Source organism: Curtobacterium sp. VKM Ac-2922 (genome assembly GCF_022815645.1).
In the GTDB taxonomy this organism is placed as follows: Bacteria; Actinomycetota; Actinomycetes; order Actinomycetales; family Microbacteriaceae; genus Curtobacterium.
The window spans coordinates 1-14,659 of sequence record NZ_JALGRO010000015.1 but is presented as its reverse complement, the minus strand read 5'-3'; the positions used below and the strand labels follow the sequence as shown (position 1 = coordinate 14,659).

Sequence of the window (14,659 nt, the reverse complement as noted above, 5' to 3'; positions counted from 1 at the left end):
GAACGGTAATGTGCTCGAAACAGCCGATTCCTAGCGTTCAACGAAGAACCGTAAGGAGGCCCGCATGACGAGTGCGGTCGACGACCCAACCAGGGTGACCATCCGCCGTCGGCGTTCATCGACCGCCGACGCGAGCGCGATGGAACGCCGCGAGGGTCGGGCGGGGTACGCCCTGATCGCCCCGACCACGGTGCTGCTCGCGCTGTTCTACCTGTACCCACTCGCCCAGACGGTGTTCTACTCGTTCACCAACTGGGACCCGGCATCGGGCCAGACGAACGGCTTCGTCGGGCTGTCGAACTTCACCGGACTGTTCCAGGACGGCGAGTTCCTGCAGGCCGCGGGCAACACCGCGCTCTACGTGGTCGTGGTGGTGCCGGTGACGATGGCGCTCGGGCTGTTCTTCGCGGCGCTGCTGGCCCAGCCGTTCCGCGGACGCGGGATCTACCGGGCACTGCTCTTCGTGCCGTACATCGCCCCCATCGTGGGCAGCGCGCTCATCTTCAGCTTCCTGCTCTCCCCGCTCGGCGGCGTCGTGAACGGCGTCGTCACCGCGCTCGGCATCCCGCCGATCGGGTTCCTGACGAGTGAGCCGTGGGCGCTGATCTCGGTGATCGTGTTCTCGATCTGGCAGGGCGTCGGCTACACGATGATCATCTACTCGGCCGCCATGTCGAACATCCCCGCGTCCTACATGGAGGCGGCAACCCTCGACGGTGCCGGCCCGATCCGCCGCTTCTTCCGCATCTCGCTGCCCCTGGTGGCACCGACCACGGGGTTCCTGGCCGTGACGGGGGTGATCGGCGCGCTGCAGGTCTTCACGCAGGTGTACGTCCTGACGCAGGGCGGCCCGATCAACTCGAGCGAGACGATCCTGTACTACATCTACAACCAGGGCTTCGTGTTCTTCCACGGAGGCTCGGCCAGCGCCGCCGCCGTCATCCTGCTCCTGGTGGGCATCATCATCGCGATCATCCAGCTGCGGATCATCAACCGCCGCGACCCCGTCGAGCTGAACTAGGACCGCTAGTGACCGAAGCACTCTCCGGCGCGCCCCTGGCGGACGCGCACCGAGCCTCCCGTCCCCGCCGTAGCCGGCCTGCCGGCGTGCTGTTCCGCAAGCACTCGCCTGCGGTCCTGCGCCACGTCATCCTGATCATCGCGGTCGTGCTGTTCTTCGGCCCGTTCCTGTGGATGGTGCTGACGAGCTTCAAGTCGTCGGAAGAGGCGCTGGCGTTCCCGCCGTCGTTCTTCCCGCGGCACTGGCAGCTGTCGAACTACTCCGACATCTTCACCGTCGCGCCGTTCGGGCTGTACTACTTCAACTCCACCGTCGTCGCGATCGCCACCACCGCGGGGCAGATCGTCACGAGCCTGGCGGCCGGGTTCGCGTTCTCGCGGCTGAAGTTCCCCGGCAAGAACATCGTCTTCCTGGTGCTGCTGGCCGCGCTGCTGGTGCCGTTCGAGGTCGTCTTCACCCCGCTCATCACCCTGCTGTCGTCGCTGCACTGGCTGAACAGCTACCAGGGCCTGATCGTGCCGAACATCCCCTCGATCCTCGGGACGTTCCTGTTCCGGCAGTTCTTCACCTCGTTCCCGAGCGAGATCGAGGACGCCAGCCGGGTGGACGGTGCCGGGGTGTGGCGGCGGATGTGGTCCGTCGTGACACCGATGGCGACCCCGATGATCGGCTCGTTCGCGGTGCTGTCGTTCGTCTACAACTGGAACAACTTCTTCTTCCAGTTCCTGGTCGCGTCCAAGACCGAGTTCTTCACGGTGTCGGTCGGCCTGACGCAGCTGCAGTCGGCGAACGCGAGTCAGAGCTTCAACCTGCTGATGGCCGGGTCGACGCTCGCGATCCTGCCGGTGTTCGTCGTCTTCATCATCTTCCAGAAGCAGATCGTGTCGGCCATGGCCGGCGGCCTGCGCTGACGAACCCCGCACCTCCTTCCGTTCTCCTTCCGCTCCTCTCCCCCAAGACGTCCGAGAAAGGACATCTCATGCGCAAGCGACTGCTCGGCATCGCGGCTCTCGCCGTCGGAGCCGCACTGGCCCTGTCCGGCTGTTCCGGCGGGTCCGTCACCGGCAACTCCGGCTCCAGCGGCGGCAAGACGACGATCACGCTGTGGCACAACTACACCGGCCCCCAGGCGACCGAGGTGAAGAAGCTCATCGACGAGTACAACGCCTCGCAGGACACGATCGAGGTCCAGCCCCAGTACGCGGCCTCGTCCGACCAGTTCGACGCCAAGCTCATCAACGCACTGAAGAACGACACCGGCCCGGACCTGGTGCTCGGTGACAGCACGCCCCAGCAGACCGGCCAGGTCATCGAGACCGGCAAGGTCCTGCCACTGGAGGACTACCTGTCGAGCGGCAGCATCACGAAGGACAACTTCACCGAGGGCATGCTGTCGACAGGCGCGTTCAACGGCAAGCAGTACACGCTCCCCACGGACATCGGTGACTACGCGGTCGTCTACAACAAGCAGATGTTCAAGGACGCCGGCATCACCGACACCCCGACCACGTGGGCCGAGCTGGCCGCGGACGCGAAGAAGCTCACGAAGGGCACCACGCAGTACGGCGCCTACCTGCCGATCGGCACCGGTGAGTGGCCGGTCTTCACGTGGCAGTCGATGCTGTGGAGCGCCGGTGGTGACTTCTTGAACGACGACAACACCAAGGTCGAGTTCAACAGTGACGCGGGCGTCAAGGCGCTGACGGCGTGGACCGACATGCTGAAGGACGGATCCGCGTACCCGCAGTCGCTCATGACGACCTCGACGAACGGCGCTGTGCCGGCACTGACGAGCAAGAAGGCCGCGATGGCCATCACCGGCGCGTACGACCTGTCGACCATCGACAGCACGCTCAAGAAGGACAACGTCGGCGTCTTCGCACTCCCCGGCATCGACAAGCCGGCGATGAACCTCGGCACGAACAACTCGTACCTGCTGAAGTCGACCAAGGCGAAGCAGGACGCGTCGTGGAAGTTCATGCAGTGGTGGCTGAGCCCAGACACCGAGGCGAAGTGGGACATCAACACCGGCCTGCTGCCCGCGAACAAGAAGACGTCGGACAACGCGACGTGGAAGAAGTACCTCGAGGACAACCCGCGCCTGACGGCCTTCGCCGACGAGCTCGAGTACGCCAAGGCCCGGCCCTCGATCACCGCGTACGGCGAGGTCAGCGCGGCACTGTCCACGCAGCTGCAGTCCGCGATGCTGCTGAAGACCAGCCCGGAGGACGCCCTCAAGGCCGCCGAACAGAAGGCACAGGCCGCGCTCGACAAGCAGTGACGGAAGTCGTTGCACCATCCCGACTCGCGATGTATCGTGTCCACACCAGACGCGATACATCGCGAGTTCGAGGAGACAGCATGGCACAGGAGAAGTGGCTCGTCGAAGAGCCCAAGGTCATCGACACGGGCATCGTCCGGTCGGTCCGGGTCGGCCTGGTCGGCGGGCAGGTCGACGTCGTCGCACACGACGAACCCACCGCTCGCATCGAGGTCCACAGCGTGTCCGGCAAGCCGCTCAAGGTCGAGCTCGACGGTGACACCCTGACCGTCGACCACCCCCAGATCCGCTGGGACGACCCGATCGGCTTCCTGAAGTCGTTCCGTGGCAAGGCCCACGCCGACGTCAGCATCCTGGTCCCCCGCGACGCGGGCGTGACGCTCGGGGTCGTGTCCGCCGGCGCGCTGCTGTCGGGGACCAACCGCGGCGCGACGCTCAACACCGTCTCCGGCGACGTGGTCGTCGACGGCGTGGCTGGCGACATCACCGTCAACGCGGTCTCGGGCACCACCACGATGCGCGACCTCGACGGTGCCCTGACCGTGCACACCGTGTCCGGTGACGTCGTCGCGACGGGTGAGATCCCGCGGTTCTCGGCCGACGGGGTGTCCGCCGACGTCGTGCTCGACCTGCGCGGCACCCCCGACTCCGCCAAGGTCAACACCGTGTCCGGCGGCGTGAGCGTCCGGCTCGAGGACGGCATCCCCTACCGCTGCACCGTCAGCACGGCCAGCGGCAAGCTGCAGTTCGACGACGCCGAGATCAAGGGCGTGCGCGGCTCGTACGTCAAGCAGGGCGGCGAGCTGTCCGGCCAGTGGCTCGACCTGCGCGTGAACTCCGTCTCCGGCGACATCGCGGTGCTGCACGCGCCGCCGAGTGCCCCCGCCGCGCCGACCGCCACCGCGCCGAGCGCCCCTGCCGGCCCGACGGACCCCACCGCGCCCGTCGCGCCGACCGCGCCTGCCGCTCCGACCGCGCCCGTCGTCGACGAGAGCGAGGCACCCGAATGAGTCCGGTCTTCGCGCACGGCCACCTGCGCCTGTACCTGCTGACGCTGCTCGCCGACCACCCCATGCACGGGTACGAGGTCATCCAGGCCCTCGGCGAGCGCTTCGGCGGCACCTACGTCCCGAGCGCCGGCACGGTGTACCCGCGTCTGGCGAAGCTGGAAGAGGACGGCCTGGTCAGCAAGACCGCCGACGGCCGCAAGACCGTCTACGCGATCACCGAGGCCGGCCGCGCCGAACTCGACGCCCGCAAGGACGAGATCGACTCGCTCGAACAGGGCGTGAACGACTCGGTGCGCTCGCTCGCCGACGGTGTCCGGGCCTCGGTCGGCGACGCGATGCGGTCGCTGCGTGCGGACCTCGCCGCCTCGGCCCAGAGCGCCAACGCCGAGGAACCGACCTCGGTGCCGTCCGAGAGCGCCCGCGCCCTGCGGGAGCTCGAGATGGCGCTGTCGTCGTTCCGGCAGCAGGTCCGCGCCGACCTGCGGCGTCGTGCGACCCGCGGCACGCTCTCGCCGGACACCGTGACGCGCCTGCGTGACGGGCTCGAGGCGCTGCGCAAGTCGCTCTGAGCCGCACCGGTGTGCCGGCGGCGACCCGGGCCTCCCGTCCGGTTCGCACCCCCGCAACGACATCGCGCCCCGTCTCCACGGGGCGCGATGTCTGTCAGGCTGTGCGACCTGGCCCGGCCGAACCGCACCGCCGCACCGGCACCCCACCGGCTGCTCCCCGCGGCCCCCGCTGCCCGCGTCTCAGAGCCCCGCGTCCGCCAGCGCGTGCATCGCGTCGCGGAGCGCTCGGGCCGCGCCGGGCCCCGCCCACTCGTAGGCGTGGGTGAACCGCTCGTCGGCGACGTACATGTCGCCCAGCGTGCGGAACCGGTCGGCGGTCAGCTCGGCTGGCGGAGTCGCCTGGGCCAGCCACGCGAACTGCCGCCGGGCCAGCGCGAGCGCCCGCGGGGACGACGACGCGTCGCCCGAGGCCGCCAGTGCGGCAGCGTCGGCAGCGATCGCCCGCTGTTCGTCCTGGAACGCCTGCTTGGCGGCGGGGTCCTTCGCGTCCCACCAGGTGGCACCACGCTGCCAGGCGTCCGCGCCCCAGCGCTCCTCGACCTCGGCGCGGAACCGCGTCTGGTCGAACCCGTCGAAGGTGTCGTTCGTGGTCATGTCTTGTCCTCCCTGCAGTTTCGTGATGGTGGTGCGCACCGCGGCGAGCTGCCGTGCGATGCGGTCGCGTTCCCGTTCGAGCCACGCGACGTGTGCGGTGAGCGCGACGACGTCGTCCTGTTCGCCGTCCAGCACGCGCCGGATCGCGGGCAGGCCGAGCCCGAGCCCGCGCAGCAGCAGGATGCGCTGCAGCCGCACGAGCGCGCGGTCGTCGTAGCGGCGGAGCCCGCCGTCGCCGACCGCGGTCACGGGCAGCAGCCCGATCGCGTCGTAGTGCCGGAGCGTCCGGCTGGACACCCCGGCGGACCGGGTCACGTCGGCGATGCTGTGCGGCGCCTTCGCAGCGGGCGTCGGGATGTCTGTCGAACCGCTCATGTCCACGACGGTAGACGTTGACGCAGCGTCAACCACAAGGGGTCTGGCCGGCCGAGTTCGCCGATGTGGGAACACCGCGCTGGTCCCTCGTGTTGACTCCCGCCCGGAAGTGAGTAGGTTTGCCGCTCGTGACGAACGAGATCCGGTCGCTGAAGTCGCGACTGATCGGGGAGCCCCTGCCCTCTGAGAAGCTCGAAGGACAGCTCCTCCCGAAGCACCTGGCACTGCCGATCTTCGCGAGCGACCCGCTGTCCAGCGTGGCGTACGCGCCGCAGGAGCTCCTGATGATCCTACTGCTGGGCGGGATGGCGTTCCTGACCTTCGCCCCGTGGGTCGCCGCACTCGTCGTGCTGCTGCTGCTGGTCGTCGTCGCGTCGTACCGGCAGCTCATCAAGGCGTACCCGTCCGGCGGTGGCGACTACGAGGTCGCGCACCGCAACCTGGGCGAGAAGGCGGGCCTGGTCGTCGCGAGCGCGCTGCTCGTCGACTACGTGATGACGGTCGCCGTGTCGGTGGCCTCGGGCGTGGACAACATCATCTCCGCGCTGCCCGTGCTGAACGAGTTCCGCGTCGAGCTCGCACTGGTCTTCGTCGTGCTGCTCGCCGCCGCGAACCTGCGGGGTGTGCGCGAGTCGAGCAAGGCCTTCGCCGTGCCGACCTACCTGTTCGTCGCGAGCGTGTTCGTCATGGTCGTCACCGGGTTGATCCGCGTGCTGGCCGGCAACGCCCCCGTCGCCGAGTCCGCCGCGTACACGGTGCAGAACGTCGAACACACCACGCAGGCGGCCTTCATCCTGCTGCTCCTGCGCGCCTTCGCCTCGGGGTGTTCGGCACTGACCGGTGTCGAGGCGATCGCCAACGGCGTGCAGGCCTTCCGCCGCCCGAAGGTCAAGAACGCGCAGGCGACCCTGGTGGCGATGGGCGGCATCGCGATCGTGCTGTTCGTCGGCCTGATCACCCTGGCGCTGGTGTCCCGCGTGCACTACGCCGAGAGCGCCTGCGACCTGCAGGGGTTCGCGAACTGCACGACGACCCCGCAGCGGTCGCTGATCGCCCAGATCGCCGCCGCGACGTTCGGCAACAACACCGTGCTGTTCTTCGTCATCCAGGCGACCACCGCCGCGGTGCTGCTGCTGGCGGCGAACACGGCGTTCAACGGCTTCCCACTGCTCGGCTCGATCCTGGCGCGCGACTCGTACGCCCCCAAGGCCCTGTCGACCCGCGGCGACCGCCTGATCTACAGCAACGGCGTCATCGTCCTCGCGCTGGTCGCCGCAGCGCTACTGGTGGTCTACCGGGCCAACGTCACGAGCCTGATCCAGCTGTACATCATCGGTGTGTTCGTGTCGTTCACGCTCGGGCAGACCGGCATGGTGCGGCACTGGACCCGGCTGCTGCGCGAGGACCGCGAGGGCACCGCGACCGAGCCCGTCAACCGCGGGCAGGTGATGCGCTCGCGGGCGATCAACGCCACCGGCGCGACGTTCACCTTCGTCGTCCTGGTCATCGTCACCATCACGAAGTTCACGCACGGCGCCTGGCTGGTGTTCGTGATCATGCCCGTGCTGTTCGTGCTGATGCTCGGCGTCAACCGCTACTACCGCGACGTCAAGCACGAGATCGAGGTCGACGTCGAGACCGAGTTCGGCGCGACCGGCGACCACGCGATCGTCCTGGTGAACAAGCTGCAGAAGCCCGTGCTCAAGGCCCTCGACTACGCCATCGCCGCCGAGCACGCCGGACTCGAGGCCGTGCACGTCGCCATCGACGACGCCGAGGCCGCCCTGCTGCAGCAGCAGTGGGCCGAGCACGGGATCGAGGTCCCGCTCACCATCGTGCCGAGCCCCTACCGCGACATCTCGACGCCGCTGATCCGGTACATCAAGGCGCACCGGCTCGAGCACGGCTCCGAGGTCGTCACCGTCTACACGCCCGTCTTCGTCGTCGGACACTGGTGGGAGGGCCTGCTCCACAACCACCGCGGCCGCCGGATCCGCAAGCGCCTGCTGCTCGTGCACGGTGTCACGGTCGCACTGGTGCCATGGCTGCTCGACTCGTCCGAACTGCTGTACGGCCGTCGTTCGCGTCCCCTGCCCGGACAGGACCGCCGCGGCGAACCCGTCCGGCCGTCGCTCCGCCGCGCGCCGAACGGCGTGTTCCGCAACGAGGACGACGACCGCCTGGCCCGGTCCGACCAGCGCAACAGCCTGCAGGCACAGGCGCTCCTCGTCCTGCCCGGGCACACCGACCCCCACCGGGCGGACGCGCAGCGCCCGGGCGCGCAGCCGTCCCGTCGCGCGACCCGACCGGCCGGTCCGGCCGAGGGTGTGGACCCGGCCGAGTGCACGGGCGAAGTGACGGCCCTGGTGCCGGCGTCCGCCGTCCGGTCGCCGACGTCTGCGGAGTGACCCGGCCCTCCAGGCCTACGATCTGATGCCATGACCGACGCTCCCGACCTGCGCACCTACGCGACGTTCGACGGCCACGGCGGCAAGGTGTCCCAACGCGTCGAGGTGCTCGAGGACCGCGACGACGACCACGAGGGCCTGGTGGCGGTCGTCGGATCGCACCCGCTCGGCGCGGTCGACGAACGCGCCGTCGACGACGACGCGTCCCTGACGCGGGGCGTCGCGAGCATCGGCTGGGTCGACCCCGCCACCCTGCGCGACTGGTACCGACCCGACCGGGTCGTCGTCCCGGCCATCGAGGCGCGCCGCTCCGACCTGTCCCCCGGCACCTACGCGGACACCCGGGGACGCGGTCGCGTCCGGATCGACGGCCAGGAGGCCCACCTCGGCCCCGACGGTCGGCCCGCGTTCCGCGCACTGGCCGGTTCCGGCGTCGTCGACGTGCCGCTGCCGAAGGACCAGGTGGTCCGGTTGGTCACCGTGCGCGCCGACGTGCCGACCGCGTCGGGGGCCGTCGGCACCGAGATCGTGACGACGCCGATCAGCCCGCTGCTGGCGCCCGGCGAGTACCCGGCGTACGCGGACGACGTGCCGGGGCTGCCGCCACGGGAGCCCTCGGGTCGGGTGCACGTGCGGGCGGCGGTGCTGCTCGACGGGTCACTGCACCCGGTCGAGCGGATCGACGAGCCCGCGAACACGATGTGGATCCGGCAGGGTGAGCGGTCGGTGCCGATCGCGGCGAACGAGGTCGGGCCGGACCTGGTGCGGTACACGGCCGTGCCGGTCTGAGCGGACGTGTCCGTCGGCGCTGGTGTCCCGTCGGCGCTGGTGTCCCGTCCGCGTGCGTGTCCCCCGGGGCCGCTCCGGGTGTCAGTGGGGGCGGCGTAGCGTCCGTGCCATGACCGACGCAACTCCCACTCCTGCCCACGACGCCGACGAGGACCACTCGGGCGAGACCCTCGGCGGCGCCCGTCCCGACCCCTCCACGACGGCCAGCAAGGACCCCGAGCAGTGGGTCACCGGCGACGAGCCCATGACCGGCCCGCAGCGCAGCTACCTCGACACCCTGGCGCGCGAGGCCGGTGAGGAACTCCCCGCCGACCTGACCAAGGCCGAGGCGTCGGAGCACATCGACCGCCTGCAGCACGAGACCGGACGCGGCACCCCGGACGGGTCCGACACCTCCGGCACGATCGGCGCCACGTCCTGACGGTCGATCGGTCCTGGCCTGCGGTCCGCGCTTCTGGGGACCGCAGGCTGGACATCGGCTGGCGATCCCCGGGCAGAGCGGTCAACGACCCGGATCGATGACGCGTCACCTCGTACGGTCGAGGCCATGCGAACGACATCGACATCGATCGGCCTGACCGTGCTCCGCGTCGCTCTCGGCGTGGTCTTCATCGCCCACGGCGCGCAGAAGTTCGCCCAGGGCATCCCGGGCGTCGCGAACGGCTTCGCCGGCATGGGCGTCCCCTTCGCCGAAGTGGCAGCGCCCGTCGTGGCCGCACTCGAACTGGTCGGGGGCGTGTTCCTGGTGCTCGGCGTCGCCACCCGGATCGTGGGGCTGCTACTGGCGGTCGACATGGTCGTCGCGGGCGTGCTGGCCCACGGCTCGGCCGGGTTCTTCTCGCAGGACGGCGGGTTCGAGTACGTGCTCGTGCTGGCGGCGGGTGCGCTCGCCGTCGCGCTGACCGGGCCCGGGCGGCTGTCGCTCGACGCCCTGGTGCTCCGCGCGTCCCGCCGCCGACGTGGCCCCGAGGAGCCCCTGGCCGCGTAGCGCCGCCGCCCCCGCACGGCGCACCGTGCGCGGTTCGCCCGTGGTGCGCGGTTCGCCCGTGGTGCGCGGTTCACCCGTGGTGCGCGGTTGGCCGCTCGGTGCGAGGCAACAACCTCGCACCGAGCCAACAACCTGGCACCACGTTGCCCGTTCGGCGCACCGTTCGCGGTCAGTCGCTGGCCAGGACCGCCATCACCTGCCGTGCCGTGCGGCGTCCGGCGCGGTTGGCCCCGATCGTCGAGGCCTGGGGACCGTAGCCCGCCAGGAACAACCGCGGCTCGTCCACGCTCTGCCCGTCCACGACGGCCACGCCGCCGTGCTCGGTCCGCAGGTGCAGCGGTGCGAGGTGCCGCAGGTCGGCCCGGAAGCCCGTGGCCCAGATGATCGCGTCCGCGTGCACGTGCTCGCCGTCACGGGTGAGCACCCCGCCGGGCTCCACCGCGGCGAACATCGGCTCGTCGTGCAGCACGCCGTGGTCCAGGCCCTGCTGGATGCGGCGCGACACCGGCACTCCGGTTCCGCTGACGATGCTCGGCAGCACCTCGCCGGCACGGGCGGCCCGGTCCTGCTCCGCCACCGCGGCGACGGCGGACTCCACGTCGAGCGCCGAACCGTCGCTCCACACCATCGGCCGCCGGGTGAACCACCGCGTCGACCGGGCGACGCCGTCGAGTTCGAGCAGGAACCCGATCGCGCTCGTGCCACCGCCCACCACGACCACGTCCTGCCCGGCGAACTCGCTCGCCGCGCGGTACTCCGTGGTGTCGACCTGCCGACCCGTGAAGGTGTCACGGCCGGGGTACCACGGCACGAACGGTGTTCCCCAGGTGCCCGAGGCGTTCACCACGGCCTCGGCGACGATCTGCTGCTGGTGGCCGTCGGCGGACCGCACCGACACCTGCAGACCACCCTCGACGCGCGTGACCGCCGTCACCGCGACGGGTCGCCGGACCCGGAGCTCGTGGTGTTCCTCGTAGCGGCGGTAGTACTCGCCGACGACGTCGCGCGCCGGTCGACCGCGGTCCGCGTCCTCGAACCGCAGCCCCATCTCCGGCATGCCGGGCAGGTCGTGGACGCGGTGGGCCCAGCCGAGCCGCAGCGCCTCCCACCGGAACTGCCACGCGCCTCCCGTCCCCGGCGCCCGGTCCAGGACCACCAGGTCGGACGCGGGCTCGAGTCCCAGGCGGCGCAGGTGGTAGGCCACGGACAGCCCGGCCTGCCCCGCGCCGATGACGACCACGCGCGCGTGCTGGTCGACGGGGACGGGTCCGGACGTGGGGTCGGTCATCGCGTCCGATTCTGCCGGACCACCGGTCGCGATCGGGCTCGGCGTGCGGCGGGTCCGGACAGGGGTACATGGTAGAGTGATCGGCAGATTTGCAACCACGAACCGTTCGGATTCCCGGGTGATGACTCGTCCCCCGTACGACCGGACACGAGCCGACACACGAGGGGGTCACGCATGGGGCGCGGCCGTCAGAAGGCAAAGCACACCAAGGTCGCTCGGGAGCTGAAGTACTTCAGCCCGGAGACGAACTACGGTGCACTCGAACGCGAGCTCGCTTCCGGGCAGCACTCGGACGAGGACTACACCGACCGCTGGGCGGACCAGTACGGTCCCGAGCAGCTCGACGAAGACGACGAGTTCGAGCCCCAGCAGGACCAGAACAAGTCCGCCTGACCTGGGCTGGATGACGCCGCGCGCCCTCGGGCAGCGCGGCGTTCTCGTGTGCGCGGGGGCACGCACGCGCGGCGCCCGTGGGCAACCTGTCGCCCGCGCGACACCGCCGACGTCGTACGACATCGACCATGTCGCCTCGCGGGCAGCCTGCCGCCCGAGCGACACCGTGGACGTCGTGCGACATCGACCGTGTCGTTCCGAGTCGGCACGTGACCCGCGCGCACCCGCGCGCGCCCCCGCACACGCACCCCGCGCGCCAGCCTCAGCCCGCGTAGGCCCCGGTCAGCCGCACCGCGCCCCCGTCGACGCCCTTCGCACCCTGCTCGAACCCGTCGAGCTCGCGTGCGGACATCGACACGACACCGACCGGCCACGACGCCATGCCCGCGGCACCGAGCGCATCGACGACCGCCGACGCAGCACCGGCATCCACGACGGCGAACATCCCGATGCCGAGGTTCCACGTGCCCTCGGTGTCCTCGATCGGCGTCCCCGCCATGTCGGCGAGCACGCGGAACACGGGCAGGGGCTCCCACGTCGCACGGTCGACCTCGACCCACGACCCGACGGGCAGCACGCGCGCCAGGTTCGCCGCGATGCCACCACCGGTCACGTGCGACATCGAGTGCACCGCACCGGGGTGGTCCGCCAGCAGCCCGAGCAGCGGCGTCGTGTACAGCCGCGTCGGTTCGAGCAGCGCTTCACCGACGGTGCCGGAGCCGAACTCGGGCAGCGTGTCGGTGTAAGAGACCCCACGCGTGGACAGGATGTGCCGGACGAGCGAGTACCCGTTCGAGTGCAGCCCCGACGAAGCGATCGCGATGACGACATCCCCGTCGAGAACCAGCGGAGCGCCCAGGACGTCGGACGCCTCCACCGCACCGACCGCGGCACCCGCCACGTCGTAGTCGTCCGGCCCCAGCAGCCCCGGGTGCTCGGCGGTCTCGCCGCCGACCAGCGCCGTGCCGGTGTCGGCGCAGCCGCGGGCGATCCCCGCGACGATGTCGGCGATGCGGTTCGGCACGACCCGGCCGCAGGCGATGTAGTCCGTCATGAACAGCGGCTTCGCGCCGACCACGACGATGTCGTCGACGACCATGCCCACCAGGTCTTGGCCGATGGTGTCGTGCTTGTCGATCGCCTGGGCGATGGCGACCTTCGTGCCGACGCCGTCGGTCGAGGTCGCGAGCAGCGGTCGTGAGAAGTCCTTCAAGAACGAGACGTCGTAGAGTCCCGCGAATCCGCCCACACCCCCCAGCACCGAGGCGTTGTGGGTCGCCGAGACGGCAGACTTCATCAGCTCGACGGCCAGGTCACCGGCAGCGGTGTCGACGCCGGCCTCGGCGTAGGGGTTGGGCATACGTCGTCCTCCGCGGGGCATGGCAGACTTGTTCGGTACCACCCGATCCTACGGTCTGGAGCACTCCGCGCATGTGCGGCATCGTCGGCCTCGTCAACCAGGGGCCAGCAAACCAATCCATCTACGACGCACTGCTCCTGTTGCAACACCGGGGACAGGACTCGACGGGCATCGCCACGGTCGAGGGGCACATCCACCACATGCACAAGACGCGTGGGCACGTGCGCGAAGCGTTCCGCACCCGCGACATGCGTGCGCTGCTCGGCACCATGGGCCTGGGGCACGTGCGGTACGCCACCAAGGGCGCCGCCAGCAACGAAGAAGAAGCACAGCCCTTCTACGTGAACGCGCCCTACGGCATCGTCCTGGTGCACAACGGCAACCTCACGAACACGCGTGAGCTCACCCGTGAGCTCTTCGACATCGACCGCCGGCACCTCAACACCAGCTCGGACACCGAACTGCTGGTGAACGTGCTGGCGCACGAGCTGCAGGGCCAGGTGCGGGGCAAGGACCTCGACCCCGGGCAGGTGTTCGACGCCGTCGAGCGCGTGCACGAGCGCGTCGAGGGCTCGTACGCCGCCATCGCCACGATCGCCGGGCACGGCCTGCTGGCGTTCCGCGACCCGTACGGCATCCGGCCACTCATCCTGGGGCACCGGTTCAACGAGGCCGAGAAGTCCGAGTGGGTCGTCGCGTCCGAGTCGCTCGTGCTCGAGTCCGGCGGCTACGAGATCGTCCGCGACGTCGCCCCGGGTGAGGCCGTGTTCGTCGAGATGGACGGCACGATGCACACCCGGCAGTGCGCCCGGAACCCGCGCCTGGTGCCGTGCTCGTTCGAGTACGTCTACCTGGCCCGCCCCGACTCGATCATGAACGGCATCTCGGTGTACGACGCCCGCCTGCGCCTGGGCAACCGGCTGGCGGACACGATCGCGCAGTACGCCCCGACCGGCGACATCGACGTCGTGATGCCGATCCCGGACTCCAGCCGTCCCGCCGCCATGCAGGTCGCGCAGAAGCTCGGCATCGAGTACCGCGAGGGCTTCTACAAGAACCGCTACGTCGGCCGCACGTTCATCATGCCGGGACAGGCCGAGCGCAAGCGTTCGGTCCGGCAGAAGCTGAACGCGATGTCGTCCGAGTTCAAGGGCAAGAACATCCTGATCGTCGACGACTCGATCGTGCGCGGCACGACCAGCAAGGAGATCGTCGAGATGGCCCGCGCAGCCGGCGCCAACGAGGTCACGTTCACCAGTGCCGCACCGCCGGTCCGCTACCCGCACGTCTACGGCATCAACATGCCGACGCGTGCCGAGCTCATCGCGCACGACCGGAAGATCCCGGACATCAACCGTGTGCTCGGCAGCGACCACCTGATCTACCAGGAGATCGGCGACATGCGGGACGCGATCATCGAGGGTTCCGACGTCACCGACCTCGAGATGAGCTGCTTCACCGGTGAGTACGTCACCGGCACGGTGAGCCCGGAGTACCTGTCCTGGGTCGAGGCCAACCAGCTCAGCTGACCGCGGCTGCAGACGCAGCCCATGACAGACGGGAGGCCCGGGGCCCGCGGGCCC

General features: G+C 70.1%; 14 protein-coding genes. 11 read left to right on the top strand and 3 right to left on the bottom strand.

Annotated features, from left to right (window positions below):
- Positions 1-64: 64 nt before the first annotated feature.
- From MT346_RS15990 to MT346_RS15970, 5 genes are all read left to right on the top strand, one after another.
- Positions 65-1,021, top strand: a complete 957-nt coding sequence (locus MT346_RS15990) for a carbohydrate ABC transporter permease (protein ID WP_243564080.1) — start codon at positions 65-67, stop codon at positions 1,019-1,021.
- Positions 1,022-1,029: 8 nt separating this feature from the next.
- Positions 1,030-1,932 carry a carbohydrate ABC transporter permease gene (locus MT346_RS15985; protein WP_243564079.1) on the top strand — a complete coding sequence of 301 codons (903 nt, stop codon included), beginning with the start codon at positions 1,030-1,032 and terminating at the stop codon, positions 1,930-1,932.
- A 68-nt stretch (positions 1,933-2,000) separates the two neighbouring features.
- Positions 2,001-3,302 (top strand): ABC transporter substrate-binding protein, encoded by a 1,302-nt coding sequence (locus MT346_RS15980; protein ID WP_243564078.1) that lies wholly within the window; start codon positions 2,001-2,003, stop codon positions 3,300-3,302.
- An 80-nt stretch (positions 3,303-3,382) separates the two neighbouring features.
- Positions 3,383-4,312, top strand: coding sequence for a DUF4097 family beta strand repeat-containing protein (locus tag MT346_RS15975; RefSeq protein ID WP_243564077.1), 930 nt, complete (start codon positions 3,383-3,385; stop codon positions 4,310-4,312).
- Positions 4,309-4,881, top strand: coding sequence for a PadR family transcriptional regulator (locus MT346_RS15970; RefSeq protein ID WP_243564076.1), 573 nt, complete (start codon positions 4,309-4,311; stop codon positions 4,879-4,881). The genes MT346_RS15975 and MT346_RS15970 overlap by 4 nt, the downstream gene beginning before the upstream one ends.
- A gap of 180 nt (positions 4,882-5,061) precedes the next feature.
- Here MT346_RS15970 and MT346_RS15965 read toward each other — a convergent pair whose 3' ends face one another.
- Positions 5,062-5,850 carry a MerR family transcriptional regulator gene (locus MT346_RS15965; protein WP_243564075.1) on the bottom strand — a complete coding sequence of 263 codons (789 nt, stop codon included), beginning with the start codon at positions 5,848-5,850 and terminating at the stop codon, positions 5,062-5,064.
- 119 nt (positions 5,851-5,969) lie between these two features.
- Between MT346_RS15965 and MT346_RS15960 the strand changes: the two genes are divergently transcribed.
- From MT346_RS15960 to MT346_RS15945, 4 genes are all read left to right on the top strand, one after another.
- Entirely contained in the window at positions 5,970-8,258 is a 2,289-nt protein-coding gene (locus tag MT346_RS15960; protein ID WP_243564074.1) for an APC family permease, read from the top strand.
- Positions 8,259-8,288: 30 nt separating this feature from the next.
- Positions 8,289-9,047 carry a hypothetical protein gene (locus MT346_RS15955; protein WP_243564073.1) on the top strand — a complete coding sequence of 253 codons (759 nt, stop codon included), beginning with the start codon at positions 8,289-8,291 and terminating at the stop codon, positions 9,045-9,047.
- Between the two features lie 109 nt (positions 9,048-9,156).
- Positions 9,157-9,468: a DUF3072 domain-containing protein gene (locus MT346_RS15950; RefSeq protein WP_243564072.1), complete on the top strand. Its 312-nt coding sequence runs from the start codon at positions 9,157-9,159 to the stop codon at positions 9,466-9,468.
- 126 nt (positions 9,469-9,594) lie between these two features.
- Positions 9,595-10,035 (top strand): DoxX family protein, encoded by a 441-nt coding sequence (locus MT346_RS15945; protein WP_243564071.1) that lies wholly within the window; start codon positions 9,595-9,597, stop codon positions 10,033-10,035.
- Positions 10,036-10,204: 169 nt separating this feature from the next.
- On the opposite strand, the gene MT346_RS15940 is transcribed toward MT346_RS15945, so the two are convergent.
- Positions 10,205-11,323 carry an NAD(P)-binding domain-containing protein gene (locus MT346_RS15940; protein ID WP_243564070.1) on the bottom strand — a complete coding sequence of 373 codons (1,119 nt, stop codon included), beginning with the start codon at positions 11,321-11,323 and terminating at the stop codon, positions 10,205-10,207.
- A 174-nt stretch (positions 11,324-11,497) separates the two neighbouring features.
- On the opposite strand from MT346_RS15940, the gene MT346_RS15935 reads away from it, so the two are divergent.
- Positions 11,498-11,716, top strand: coding sequence for a DUF3073 domain-containing protein (locus MT346_RS15935; RefSeq protein ID WP_243564069.1), 219 nt, complete (start codon positions 11,498-11,500; stop codon positions 11,714-11,716).
- Between the two features lie 262 nt (positions 11,717-11,978).
- Here the strand turns inward: MT346_RS15935 and purM are convergent, their stop codons facing one another.
- Complete coding sequence (purM, locus tag MT346_RS15930) at positions 11,979-13,076, bottom strand: phosphoribosylformylglycinamidine cyclo-ligase (protein ID WP_243564068.1); 1,098 nt, start codon at positions 13,074-13,076, stop codon at positions 11,979-11,981.
- 71 nt (positions 13,077-13,147) lie between these two features.
- Here purM and purF point away from each other — a divergent pair, with 71 nt between their 5' ends.
- Positions 13,148-14,605, top strand: coding sequence for an amidophosphoribosyltransferase (purF, locus tag MT346_RS15925; RefSeq protein ID WP_243564067.1), 1,458 nt, complete (start codon positions 13,148-13,150; stop codon positions 14,603-14,605).
- Positions 14,606-14,659 lie beyond the last annotated feature (54 nt).